The organism is Solirhodobacter sp., from assembly GCF_964715405.1.
In genome coordinates, this window is the sequence record NZ_CBAICG010000017.1 from 56,021 (window position 1) to 67,541 (window position 11,521).

The following is an 11,521-nucleotide window of genomic DNA, read 5'->3' on the forward strand; positions in this document are numbered from 1 at the left end:
GGGCGGCCCGCGCCTTCGGCGAGGATATTTTCACCAAGATGAAATCAGGGGTGCTGTCCTGCGGACCGGGGCGCGGCGGCGCGGCGCAGCCGGTCGTTGATCGCGCGGCCAAGGCCGTGGTCGGGCACCGGGGCGAAGGCGATGGGGGCGCCATTGGCGCGCGCGTCGGCCGCACGCAGGGTGTGGAACAGGGCCGCCGCCGCCTCGACCAGGTCGCCTGTGGCCGACAGCGTCATCGGCGCGGCGGCGCTGGCGGGGCCGAAGCCGACCCAAAGCTCGCCGGGGCGCGGCGCGGTGACATTCAGCCGCACCGGCGCACCAGGGGCGTAGTGCGAGGCAAACTGGCCCGGCGCGGTGATCCCCTCGCCCTGCGGCGCCGCAAGGGGGGCGCCGAGGCAGGCCTCGATCACCTCGACGGGCAGCCCGCCAGGACGCAGCAGCGTGGCGGCACCGGACAGCCCGACGATCGTCGATTCGACCCCCACCCCGCAGGCCCCGCCATCGACAACCGCGTCGATCCGGCCCGCGAGCCCGTCGAGCACATGCACCGCCCGTGTCGGGCTGACCCGGCCCGAGGGGTTGGCGGAGGGCGCGGCGACCGGCCCGCCAAAGGCGCGCAAGAGCGCCTGCGCCACCGGATGCGCGGGCACCCGCAGCGCGACGGTATCAAGCCCGGCGGTGACCAGCGCCGACAGCCCGGCCTCGGGGCGCAGCGGCAGCACCAGCGTCAGCGGGCCGGGCCAGAACGCCTCGGCCAGCCGCGCGGCCTCGTCCGACACCACCGCGATGCGACGGGCGGCGGCAAGGTCGGGCAGATGCACGATCAGCGGGTTGAAGCGCGGCCGCCCCTTGGCAGCGAAGATGCGCGCCACCGCGCGGTCGTCACGGGCATCGGCGCCAAGGCCGTAGACCGTTTCGGTCGGGAACGCCACGAGGCCGCCCTGCGCAAGCAGCGCCGCCGCGCGCGAAATGCCATCCGGCGTGGCGGGCAGGGTCTGGGTGATCGGGGCTTGCATCTTGTGACGTGGCGTTGGACTTGATGACGGGCGGCCATGCGCTAGCGTGACCGCAGATGATTGTCACATACGCGCGCACCCCGATGATGCCAAGCCGCGCCAGAAGGAGGCCCCGATGCCTTATCGCGCCCCGGTCGGTGAATTCCGGTTCCTGTTCGATCACGTCGTGAACTTTGCCGATGTCACCGCCACCGACCGTTTCGCCGAGGCGGGCGAGGTGACCGAAGCGATCCTGACCGAGGCGGGCAGGCTGTGCGACACCGTGATGGCGCCGTTGCAGCGCGTGGGTGACAAGACCCCCGCACGGCTGGAAAACGGCATCGTGCGCACCTCGCCCGGCTTTGCCGAGGGCTACGCCGCGATCCGCGATGGCGGCTGGGTGGCGATCTCGGCCGATCCGGACTATGGCGGCATGGGCCTGCCGATCACGCTGACCTCGGCGGTGAACGACATGATGTCGGGCGCCTGCCTTGCGCTGCAACTGAACCCGCTCTTGACGCAGGGCCAGATCGAGGCGCTGGAACACCACGCCAGCGACGAGATCAAGGCGACCTACCTGCCCAGGCTGATCTCGGGTGAGTGGACCGGCACGATGAACCTGACCGAGCCGCAGGCGGGCAGCGATGTGGGGGCGCTGCGCAGCAAGGCGGAACCGAACGGCGATGGCAGCTTTGCGATCACCGGGCAGAAAATCTACATCAGCTGGGCTGACAACGACTTTACCGCCAACGTCTGCCATCTGGTGCTGGCGCGGCTGCCCGATGGCGGCCCCGGCAGCAAGGGGATCAGCCTGTTCTTGGTGCCCAAGTTCATTCCCGACCCAGAGGGCAACCCCGGCAAACGCAACAGCCTCAACGTGGTCAGCCTTGAACACAAGCTCGGCCTGCACGGCTCGCCCACCGCGGTGATGCAGTATGACGGCGCCACCGGCTGGCTGGTGGGTGAGAAGCACGACGGGATGCGGGCGATGTTCACCATGATGAACAACGCCCGCCTCGCCGTCGGTGTGCAGGGCATCGGCGTGGCCGAGGGCGCCTATCAGCACGCGCTGGCCTATGCGATGGACCGCAAGCAGGGCCGCACGCCGGTGGAAGGTGCCGGAACCATCGTCGATCACGCCGACGTGCGCCGGATGCTGGCCACGATGCGGGCCGAGATCTTCGCCGCCCGCGCCATCGCGCTCGCCTGCGCCGTGGCGATCGACATGGGCCGCGCCACCGGCGAGGCCGAGTGGAACGCCCGCGCCGCGCTGCTGACCCCGATCGCCAAGGCCTACGGCACCGATACCGGCATCGCCGTGGCCAGCACCGGCATGCAGGTGCATGGCGGCATGGGCTTCATCGAAGAGACCGGCGCCGCGCAATACCTGCGCGACGTGCGGGTGACCGCGATCTACGAGGGCACCAACGGCATTCAGGCGATGGACCTTGTCGGCCGCAAGATGATGGACGGCGGCGAGGCCGCCTTCCGCCTGCTGGAGGAGGTCGAGGCCGACGCCGAGGCGGCGCGCGCCCTGCTGCCCGATCTGGCCAATGCCGTCTGGTCGGCCGCCGAGACGCTGCGCGAGGCAACCGAGGCGCTGGTGGGCGCGGGCATGCAGGACCGGTTCGCGGGCGCGGTGCCCTACCTGCGCGCCTTCGCGCTGGTGCTGGGCGGGCACTACCACCTGCGCGCCGCGAGGGCCGAGGGCGGGGAAGGCCCGCGCGCCCGGCTCGCCGCGCTTTACATCAAGCGGCTGCTGCCGGAATACGCGGGGCTGCTGGCCCATCTGCGCGAGGGCGCGGCGGGGCTTTACGCCATCACGCTCGACGACCTGAGCGCGTGATGGACGGCGCGGCCCCCGCCCTGCGCTATCCGTTCGAGACGCCGCCGGGCGAGGGTGAGGGCGTCACGGTGGCGCCCGGCATCCTGTGGATGCGCCTGCCGCTGCCGATGAAGCTCGACCACGTCAATGTCTATGCGCTGGATGACGGCGACGGCTGGACGCTGGTCGATACCGGCTTTGACAGCCGCCGCGCCCGCGCGATCTGGGAGCGGCTGCTGGCCGGACCGCTGGCGGGCAAACCGGTGACCCGCGTCCTGGTGACGCATCACCACCCCGACCACATCGGGCTGGCGGGCTGGTTCCAGTCGCGCGGTGCCGAACTTCTGACCACCCGCACCGCGTGGCTTCTGGCGCGGATGCTGGTGCTGGACGTGGAAGAGGTGCCCAAACCCGAGTCGCTGGCCTTCTGGCGCGCCGCCGGGATGGACGCCGCGATCTACGCCAAGCGCGCTGCCGAACGGCCGTTCAACTTCGCCGACATCGTGACCGCGCTGCCGCTGGGCTATACCCGCATCGCCGAGGGCGACCGGCTGCGCCTTGGCGGGCGCGACTGGCGGGTGCGGATCGGCCACGGCCACGCGCCGGAACATGCCACGCTGTGGTGCGAAGACACGGCGCTGATCCTGGGCGGCGACCAGTTGCTGCCCTCGATCTCGCCCAATCTTGGCGTCTACGCCACCGAACCCGGCGCCGATCCGGTGGGCGAATGGCTGGCCAGTTGCGAAGGCTTCCAGCCCCATGCGCGCGAAGATCAGCTGGTGCTGCCGGGTCACAAGCTGCCCTTCACCGGCCTGCCGCTGCGCCTGAGCCAGATGATCGACAACCACCACGGCGCGCTGGCAAGGCTGCGCGACCATCTGGCCGCGCCGCGCACCGCCGCCCAGTGCTTCGCCCCGCTGTTCAAGCGCGACATCGGCGAGGCGGAATACGGGCTCGCGCTGGTCGAGGCGGTGGCGCACCTGAACCACCTTCTGCACAACGGGCAGGCACGGCGGACCCGCGACACCAAGGGTGCATGGCTTTGGCAGCGCGTTTGACGGCGGCGGCGCCAGAGCTGCGTGACAGGCCCGGATGAATCGGATATGCCCCAGAAAACGTTTGCTGAAGGAGCGGGGAAAATGGACCATCATACGCCGGGCTCGATGGATATCCGGGACCATGAGAAGACCTTCAACGGATTCATTCGCATGGTCAGTTGGGGTGCCATGATCGCGATCTGCATCCTGATCTTCATGGCGCTGGTCGACGGCTGAAGCTGTGGACCGGGGGGCCTGATGCGGCGTGTGCTTCTTTGCCTTGGCCTGCTGGCCATGCTGTCGGCCTGTGGCTCGGGCCGCCCGGTCGCCCCGGAAACCGTGGTCGAACATGCGCGCTATGCCGATCCGGGGCCGTCGACGCTGACGCTGGTGACCTCGATCCGCAATGCCACCGGCGTCGGCGCGCACAGCGCGCTGATCATCAACGGATCGCAACGGGTGATCTTCGATCCGGCGGGCAGTTACCAGGCGACGGTCGACGGGCAGCCGGTGGCGCCGCAGCGGGGCGACGTGATCTATGGCGTCTCGCCCACCGTGCTGGCGAGCTATCTCACGTTCCAGTCGGGCAAGGGCTTCCACGCCACCGCGATCACCATCCCGGTCACGCCCGAAGTGGCCGAGGACGCCTTGCGGAAAGCCGAGGGCCACGGCGCGGTGTCGCAGGCGTTCTGCGCCGATGCGACCTCGTCCCTGCTGGCCTCGTTGCCGGGCTTCGAGATGCTGCACCCCGCGATCTTCCCCCGCCAGTTCATGCGGGAGGTGGCAAAGCTGCCGGGCATCACCATCAAGACCTATGACGGCGGGGCGGAGGTGCCGAACAACGCGGTCCTTACGCCTGACGGGGAACGCCATCTTGGCGCCTACAGCGACTTCTGACGCCCGGCTGCGGCGGCGCGGCGCGTGATGGGCGCAGAACGCATCCGCGTCGGCATCAACCCCGGGCATCGCGCTGCGGTGGCGCAGCTTTACTGGCAGGCTTTCGGCACAAAACTCGGGCCGATCATGGGGCCCGAGGCGCGGGCACTCGACTACCTCGGCCGCGTGATGCGCGAGGATCAGGTGCTGACGGCGGTTTCTCCCGAGGGAGGCCTGATCGGGATGGCCGGCTTTCGCACCGGCGCCGGGGCCTTCGCGCTAGGGCGGCGGGCCGAGATGCGGGCGGTCTATGGCCGCTTTGGCGCGCTCTGGCGGGCCGCGGTGTTGGCGCTGCTGACGCAGGATGTCGACCCCACCCGCTTTCTGGTCGATGGCCTCGCCGTTGGTGCCGGGATGCGCGGGCGGGGCATCGGCAGCGCCCTGCTTGACGCGCTTTGCGCCGAGGCGCGCGGGCGTGGCTATGACGAGGTGTGCCTCGACGTGGCCGACGTGAATCCTCGCGCCCGCGCACTTTACGAACGCCGCGGCTTCGTGGCCCGCGGCACCGCGCGGATCGGTCTTCTGGGCCCGCTCTTCGGGTTTTCCAGCGCCACCCGCATGGTCCGGCGGCTGCTCTGACCGCAATCGTGCGCGGGGCCGACGGCGGAAGTTCGGCCCTGTGGGGGGAAAACATGAAGACCCTGGTTCTCTACGCCCATCCCGCCCAGCAGCATTCGCGGATCAACCGGACGCTGGCCGAAACCGCGCGACAGGTTGCGGGCGTCACCTTCGTCGACCTTTATGCCGAATACCCCCGCTTCACGATCGACATCGACCGCGAACAGCAGCGCCTGCGCGACCACGATGCCATCGTGTTCCAGTTTCCGCTGATGTGGTATTCGACCCCGCCGATCCTGAAGGAATGGCAGGATCTGGTGCTGGAACATGGCTTCGCCTATGGCTACGGCGGCACCGCGCTGGCCGACAAGCTCTGGCTCTGCGCCCTGACTGCTGGCGCGCCAGAGGCCGCCTATGGCCCTGGCGGCCGCCACCGGATGCCGCTGCGCGCGCTGCTGGCGCCGCTGGAGACGGCGGCGAACCTGTGCCGGATGCCGTTCCTGCCACCTTATGTCCTTTACGGCGCGCTCGACGCGACCGAGACGCGCTGTGCCCCGCACGCCGAGGGCTACCGCCGCCTGCTGGAGGCGCTGCGCGACGACCGGCTGGACCTGAACGCCGCTAGGACGCGCGGCCAGTTGACCGCCGACACTCTGCCCACCGTGATCAAGGGAGCCTGAGCGATGAGCGGACTGCTGTTCCAGGCCTTCGTCTACCTCTGCGCCGCCGTCATCGCCGTGCCGATCGCCAAGCGGTTCGGCCTTGGCTCGGTCCTGGGCTACCTGATCGCGGGCATCGTTCTGGGCCCCCTGATCGGCCTTGTCGGCGCCGAGACGCAAAGCATCCAGCAATTCGCCGCGTTCGGCGTGGTGATGATGCTCTTCCTCGTCGGGCTGGAACTGGAGCCGCGTCAGCTTTGGGCGATGCGGCACCGGCTCTTGGGCCTTGGCGGCGCGCAGGTGGCGGGCACCGCCGTGGTGGTGATGGGTGCGGCAGTGCTGGCCGGGATCGGCTGGACCGTCGCGCTGGCGCTTGGCCTTGTCGCCTCGGCCTCGTCCACCGCCATCGTGTTGCAGACGCTGGGCGAAAAGGGCCTGCTGAAATCCGACGGCGGCCGCGCGAGTTTCGCGGTGCTGCTGTTTCAGGACATTTCCGTGATCCCGATGCTGGCGCTGCTGCCACTGTTGGCGCTGCCCGGCCTGCGCGGGCAGGCCGGGGCCGGTGCCGGGCATGAGGCGCCCAGCCTTGTCGCCGGGCTGCCGGGGTGGGAGGTGGGCGCGATCACCATCCTGGCGGTGGCCGCTGTGGTGGTGGGCGGGCACTACCTGACACGGCCGCTCTTTCGCTTCATCGCCTCGGCCGAACTGCGCGAGGTGTTCACGGCGGCGGCGCTGCTGCTGGTGGTCGGCATCGCGCTTCTGATGACGCTGGTCGGGCTGTCGCCCGCGCTTGGCACCTTTCTGGCAGGCGTCGTGCTGGCCAACAGCGAATACCGGCACGAGCTGGAAAGCGACGTGGAACCGTTCAAGGGACTGTTGCTCGGCCTCTTCTTCATCACCGTTGGCGCGGGGATGAACTTCGGCCTGCTGCTGGCCGATCTGCCGCTGATCCTCGGGCTGACGCTGGCCCTGATCGCGGTCAAGGCCGCCGTGCTGGCCGTCGTCGGGCGGCTGTTCCGGCTGCGCGGCGCCGATCTGTGGCTCTTTGCGCTTGGCCTTGCGCAGGCGGGCGAGTTCGCCTTCGTGCTGCTGTCCCTCACCGTGCAGAACGCCGTCATTCCGGCGGCGATGGCACAGAGGCTGCTGCTTGTGGTGGCGCTGTCGATGCTGCTGACGCCACTGCTGTTCATCCTGTTCGACCGGGTGATCCTGCCGCGCCTGACGCGCGGTCAGGCCCGCGCCGCCGACACCATCGACGCCCCGGCCCCGGTGATCATCGCGGGCACCGGCCGGTTCGGGCAGATCATCAACCGGATGCTGCGCTCGAACGGCTACGAAACCGTGGTGCTCGACCTCAGCGCCGAAACGGTGGACGGGATGGCGACCTTCGGCATCAAGGCATTCTTCGGCGACGCCACCCGCCCCGACCTGCTCGACGCCGCGGGCCTGCGCACCGCGCGCCTGCTGGTGCTGGCCATCGACGACGCCGAGCGCACGCTGGCCATCGTCCGCCACGCCCGCCAGGTGCGGCCCGATCTGCACATCGTCGCCCGCGCCCGCGACCGCCACAACGTCTACGAACTGTTTCAGGCGGGCTGCAACGACATCATCCGCGAGGTCTTCGACAGCTCCGTCCGTGCCGGGCGCAGCGCGCTGGAGGCGCTGGGGCATCACCCCTACGAGGCCGAGAAGATCGCCCAGACCTTCGTCAAGGGCGACCGGCTGACGCTGCGCAAGCTGGCCGGCGTATGGGATCCGGCGATCCCGCCCAGCAGCAACCCGGCCTACGTCGCCGCCGCCCGCGAGGCCCGGCGCGAGGAAGAGGCGATGATGATGGGCGCCCGCAGCGCGTCCCGCGACGGCGTGAACCGCGCCTGGATGCCGCCGGGCGGCCGCGACAGCGCCGAGGACTGACGCCGCGCCTAGCGGCTGTTCGCCTGCTGCCGCTCGAACATCCAGCCGGGGTATTCCCTGGCCAGCGCGCTGACCTCGCCCAACAGCGACAGATCGTCCGCGCCCAGTGTGACCTCCGTCGCGCCCAGATTGTCGTTCAACTGGTCCAGCCGCCTGGCGCCGATGATGACGCTGGTCACCACGTCCTGATGCAAGAGCCAGGCCAGCGCGATCTGTGCCACCGACACGCCCTTTGCGGTGGCGATGTCCTGCATCACGGCGATGATGCGATCGGCCTTCGGGCGGTCGATGGGCGGGAAATCGAAGGATGCGCGGCGCCCGTCGTTGGTGCCAGCGCCGCTGTATTTGCCCGACAGGTAGCCGCCCGCCAGCGGGCTCCAGACCATCAGGCCGACGCCCTCGGATTTCAGCGCGGGAACAACCTCGCGTTCCAGATCGCGCCCGGCGATCGTGTAGTAGGACTGGATCGACCGGATCGGCGCAAAGCCGCGCCGCTCGGCCAGGCCCTGCGCCTTCACCAATTGCCAGGCGTCCCAGTTCGACACGCCGAAGTAGCGCACCTTGCCCGCCCGCACGAGCGAATCCAGCGCCTCCATCTGTTCCTCCAGCGGGGTTTCCAGATCGAAGCCGTGCAACTGGTAGAGGTCGATGTGGTCCAGCCCCAGCCGTTTCAGGCTGGCGTCGCAGGCGTCGATCAGGTGCCCGCGCGAGGCACCGCGCCCGTTCGGGCCGGGATGCACGCGCCCGAACGCCTTGGTGGCGATCACCACCTCGTGGCGCGGCAGGGCGAGGTTGCGCAGCGCCTGACCCAGCATCCGCTCCGACGCGCCCTCGGAATAGACGTCGGCGGTGTCGAAGAAGTTGATCCCGGCCTCGAAGGCAGTGCGGACCAGCGCGTCAGCGTCGTCCTGCCCAAGCTGGCCGATCGCCTTCCACATGCCGCTGCCACCGTCGAAGGTCATCGTGCCAAGGCAAAGCTCCGACACCTTCAGGCCAGAGCGGCCTAGGTTCTTGTAGCGCATCGGGTGTTCTCCTGCGGTTGGGATGGCGCGCCCGTCAGCTAGCCCGGTGGCGGCCTTCCCGTGAAGCTACGCCCCGTGACGCGGAGTTCAAGCCCGCCCGGCACCCTGACGGCGCGTGTCTTGCAAGCAGTCCGTGCCGTGAAACCGGCTTCAATCCTGATACCCGACCCCACCTGCAGCGCGCAATGTGTCGCGGGGCGACAGGCCGAAGCGGGCGCGGTAGGTTTCGGCAAACCGCCCGAAATGCGTGAAGCCCCAGCGCAGCGCGACTTCCGTCACCGCGCCGGATCCGGCAACGAGATCCGCATGTGCGCGCGCAAGGCGAAGGTCGCGCCAGAAGCCCAGCGGGGTGGTGCCACGGTAGTGCCGGAACGCCAGTTGCAGCCCGCGCACGCTGATGCCGGCAACTGCCGCGACGTGCTCGACCGACAGGGGCTCGGTCAGATGTGCTTCGATATACGCCTCGGCGAGCCGCAGATGCCGGGGCCTCGGTGCTGCCTGCTCTCGATCCAGATGGGCCGCGTAGTCATGGCCCTGCGTCGCGAGCAGACCCGACATGACAGCACTTTCCACGGCGCGCGCCATCAGCCCGTCGCCGATCGGAACCCGCCCGGCATCCGCCTCTGACACCAGGAACAGCAACAACTGCCGCAGCGCGGCACCTGCGCCCCGCGTCAGGTCCAGCGCGCCCCGAAACGACAGCGGACGATCCGCCCGTGCTCCGAGTTGGGCCGAGAGGTGGTCCTGCATGGCCTGGCGATCAATCTGCACCAGCACCTGCCGGGTGCCTTGCTCCCAGATCATGGTGGTCGGCACCTGCGGGTTCAGAACGGCGGCCGCATCGGGGCTGGAGTAATAGCGGTCGGTGCCGTTGACGATGGCGGCCCCGCCCGCCAGCGGAATTTGCAGCAGGTAGAACTGCCCCAGTTCGCCCGGCGAGATCAGGGTCTTTGCACCATACTCGATGTAGTTCAGGCTCAACCGATCGCCCGGCAGATGGTGATGGCGCGCATCCAGCGCTGCACCGCGACCGATCGTATCCAGCCGGTGCGGGCAGAACACCGCAGCCACGCGGTCACGCGCTTCTTCCAGATCGGTCGAGTGGAAAAGCTGATGGGCCGACAGGGGCCTCGCGGCGCTCGAACCCGGCATCGCACCTTCTCCCCCGTTGGCGACGCGCAAACCCTAGCACAGATTCGCCGCTGACACGGCGCGCGACGGTGATTTTTTCGTTTTCCGGATAGTCCTGACGCGGGCCGGATAGCGCCGCGCTGCCAACAGGCAAACGCTGTTTCAAGCTTGAAGGATGGTGGAGGGAAAGAATGCGCGGATTGACGGGGAAGGTGGCGATCGTGCCGGGGGGGGCGACCAAGATCGGTCAGGCGGTCGTCGCGGCCTTTCGTGCGGAGGGTGTGCGGGTGATGGTCGCCGACATCGCCCCCGCCGCAGAGTCCGACGGTGTCGGGTATTGCCAGACCGACCTGCGCGACGATGCGCAGATCGCGGCGCTTGTCGTGGCGACAGTTGCCCGGTTCGGTCGTATCGACTTTCTGGTCAACGTCGCCTGCTCCTACCTCGACAACGGCGCCGAAACCACCCGCGCCGATTGGCTGACGGCGCTTGACATCAACATCGTCGGGTCGGTGATCCTGATGCAGGCCGCGCGGGCGGAGCTTGCGAAAAACAAGGGCGCCATCGTCAACTTCGGCTCGATCTCCAGCCGCGTCGCGCAGACCGGGCGCTGGGTCTACCCGGTATCCAAGGCCGCCATCCTGCAACTGACCCGCAATCAGGCGATGGACCTGGCGCCCGACGGCATCCGCGTGAACGCCGTTTCGCCGGGCTGGACCTGGTCGAACATCATGGATCAGTTGACCGGCGGCGACCGTGCGAAAACCGATGCGGTGGCGGCCCCGTTCCACCTGCTGCGCCGGGTCGCGAACCCCGAGGAAGTCGCCGCGGCGGTGATGTTCCTTTGCTCGGACGACGCGAGCTTCATCACCGGCACCGATATCTGCGTCGACGGCGGCTATACCGCGATGGGCCCGGAACAGGCCGTGGCCGCCATTCCGCTGCTGATGGCATGAGCAAACACGATCAGGGAGAGACAACATGAGAAAGTTCACCATCATCGGCGGCGGCCAGGCCGGGCTGCAACTCGGCATCGGCCTGCTGAAGGCCGGGCACCAGGTCCGCGTCGTTCAGAACCGCACCGCCGCCGAGATCGAGACCGGCCGGGTTCTGTCGAGCCAGTGCATGTTCTCGAATTCGGTGCAGCACGAGCGTGATCTGGGCATCGACTTCTGGTCCGACACCTGCCCGCCGGTCGAGGGCATCAACTTCATCGTGCCCAATCCCGACGGTTCGGGCAGCAAGGTCGTTGACTGGGCTTCGCGGCTGGATCGCAACGCCTATTCCGTCGACCAGCGGGTGAAGATCCCGCGCTGGATGGCCGAGTTCCAGAAGCTGGGCGGGCAGATGGTGATCGCCGACGCGGGCCTCGCCGAGATCGAGGGCTACGCCCGCCAGGATGATCTGGTCATCGTCGCGTCCGGCAAGGGCGAGGTCGGCACGA

General features: G+C 69.1%; 11 protein-coding genes and 1 pseudogene. 9 read left to right on the forward strand and 3 right to left on the reverse strand.

Features of this window, described 5'->3' with window-relative positions:
* Positions 1–44: 44 nt before the first annotated feature.
* Positions 45–1,016 carry an L-threonylcarbamoyladenylate synthase gene (locus AC11WY_RS09680; RefSeq protein WP_482924840.1) on the reverse strand — a complete coding sequence of 324 codons (972 nt, stop codon included), beginning with the start codon at positions 1,014–1,016 and terminating at the stop codon, positions 45–47.
* A gap of 115 nt (positions 1,017–1,131) precedes the next feature.
* Here AC11WY_RS09680 and AC11WY_RS09685 point away from each other — a divergent pair, with 115 nt between their 5' ends.
* From AC11WY_RS09685 to AC11WY_RS09715, 7 genes are all read left to right on the forward strand, one after another.
* Positions 1,132–2,841 carry an acyl-CoA dehydrogenase gene (locus tag AC11WY_RS09685; RefSeq protein WP_482924842.1) on the forward strand — a complete coding sequence of 570 codons (1,710 nt, stop codon included), beginning with the start codon at positions 1,132–1,134 and terminating at the stop codon, positions 2,839–2,841.
* On the forward strand, positions 2,841–3,878 hold the full coding sequence (locus AC11WY_RS09690) for an MBL fold metallo-hydrolase (RefSeq protein WP_482924844.1): 1,038 nt from the start codon (positions 2,841–2,843) through the stop codon (positions 3,876–3,878). The genes AC11WY_RS09685 and AC11WY_RS09690 overlap by 1 nt, the downstream gene beginning before the upstream one ends.
* Before the next feature lie 81 nt (positions 3,879–3,959).
* On the forward strand, positions 3,960–4,094 hold the full coding sequence (locus tag AC11WY_RS09695) for an aa3-type cytochrome c oxidase subunit IV (RefSeq protein WP_482924846.1): 135 nt from the start codon (positions 3,960–3,962) through the stop codon (positions 4,092–4,094).
* A 21-nt stretch (positions 4,095–4,115) separates the two neighbouring features.
* Positions 4,116–4,754, forward strand: a complete 639-nt coding sequence (locus AC11WY_RS09700) for a hypothetical protein (RefSeq protein WP_482924847.1) — start codon at positions 4,116–4,118, stop codon at positions 4,752–4,754.
* A 27-nt stretch (positions 4,755–4,781) separates the two neighbouring features.
* The gene (locus AC11WY_RS09705; RefSeq protein WP_482924849.1) at positions 4,782–5,372 is read left to right on the forward strand and encodes a GNAT family N-acetyltransferase; all 591 of its coding nucleotides are present in this window, start codon (positions 4,782–4,784) and stop codon (positions 5,370–5,372) included.
* Positions 5,373–5,425: 53 nt separating this feature from the next.
* Positions 5,426–6,031, forward strand: a complete 606-nt coding sequence (locus AC11WY_RS09710; RefSeq protein ID WP_482924851.1) for an NAD(P)H-dependent oxidoreductase — start codon at positions 5,426–5,428, stop codon at positions 6,029–6,031.
* Between the two features lie 3 nt (positions 6,032–6,034).
* Positions 6,035–7,924, forward strand: a complete 1,890-nt coding sequence (locus AC11WY_RS09715; RefSeq protein ID WP_482924852.1) for a monovalent cation:proton antiporter-2 (CPA2) family protein — start codon at positions 6,035–6,037, stop codon at positions 7,922–7,924.
* Positions 7,925–7,932: 8 nt separating this feature from the next.
* On the opposite strand, the gene AC11WY_RS09720 is transcribed toward AC11WY_RS09715, so the two are convergent.
* The gene (locus AC11WY_RS09720; RefSeq protein ID WP_482924854.1) at positions 7,933–8,946 is read right to left on the reverse strand and encodes an aldo/keto reductase; all 1,014 of its coding nucleotides are present in this window, start codon (positions 8,944–8,946) and stop codon (positions 7,933–7,935) included.
* A gap of 150 nt (positions 8,947–9,096) precedes the next feature.
* Positions 9,097–10,098 carry an AraC family transcriptional regulator gene (locus tag AC11WY_RS09725; RefSeq protein ID WP_482924856.1) on the reverse strand — a complete coding sequence of 334 codons (1,002 nt, stop codon included), beginning with the start codon at positions 10,096–10,098 and terminating at the stop codon, positions 9,097–9,099.
* A 170-nt stretch (positions 10,099–10,268) separates the two neighbouring features.
* Here AC11WY_RS09725 and AC11WY_RS09730 point away from each other — a divergent pair, with 170 nt between their 5' ends.
* Both AC11WY_RS09730 and AC11WY_RS09735 read left to right on the forward strand, forming a co-directional pair.
* Positions 10,269–11,033 carry an SDR family oxidoreductase gene (locus tag AC11WY_RS09730; protein ID WP_482924858.1) on the forward strand — a complete coding sequence of 255 codons (765 nt, stop codon included), beginning with the start codon at positions 10,269–10,271 and terminating at the stop codon, positions 11,031–11,033.
* A gap of 25 nt (positions 11,034–11,058) precedes the next feature.
* Positions 11,059–11,521 (forward strand): annotated as a pseudogene (locus AC11WY_RS09735) (styrene monooxygenase/indole monooxygenase family protein); the annotation flags it as partial.

Bases quoted from the DNA above. Each gene is read 5' to 3' on its own strand.
- AC11WY_RS09690 (WP_482924844.1), top strand. From the start codon at position 2,841: ATGGACGGCGCGGCCCCCGCCCTGCGCTATCCGTTCGAGACGCCGCCG.
- AC11WY_RS09710 (WP_482924851.1), top strand. From the start codon at position 5,426: ATGAAGACCCTGGTTCTCTACGCCCATCCCGCCCAGCAGCATTCGCGG.
- AC11WY_RS09720 (WP_482924854.1), bottom strand. From the start codon at position 8,946: ATGCGCTACAAGAACCTAGGCCGCTCTGGCCTGAAGGTGTCGGAGCTT.
- AC11WY_RS09715 (WP_482924852.1), top strand. From the start codon at position 6,035: ATGAGCGGACTGCTGTTCCAGGCCTTCGTCTACCTCTGCGCCGCCGTC.
- AC11WY_RS09730 (WP_482924858.1), top strand. From the start codon at position 10,269: ATGCGCGGATTGACGGGGAAGGTGGCGATCGTGCCGGGGGGGGCGACC.
- AC11WY_RS09700 (WP_482924847.1), top strand. From the start codon at position 4,116: ATGCGGCGTGTGCTTCTTTGCCTTGGCCTGCTGGCCATGCTGTCGGCC.
- AC11WY_RS09695 (WP_482924846.1), top strand. From the start codon at position 3,960: ATGGACCATCATACGCCGGGCTCGATGGATATCCGGGACCATGAGAAG.
- AC11WY_RS09685 (WP_482924842.1), top strand. From the start codon at position 1,132: ATGCCTTATCGCGCCCCGGTCGGTGAATTCCGGTTCCTGTTCGATCAC.
- AC11WY_RS09725 (WP_482924856.1), bottom strand. From the start codon at position 10,098: ATGCCGGGTTCGAGCGCCGCGAGGCCCCTGTCGGCCCATCAGCTTTTC.
- AC11WY_RS09680 (WP_482924840.1), bottom strand. From the start codon at position 1,016: ATGCAAGCCCCGATCACCCAGACCCTGCCCGCCACGCCGGATGGCATT.
- AC11WY_RS09705 (WP_482924849.1), top strand. From the start codon at position 4,782: ATGGGCGCAGAACGCATCCGCGTCGGCATCAACCCCGGGCATCGCGCT.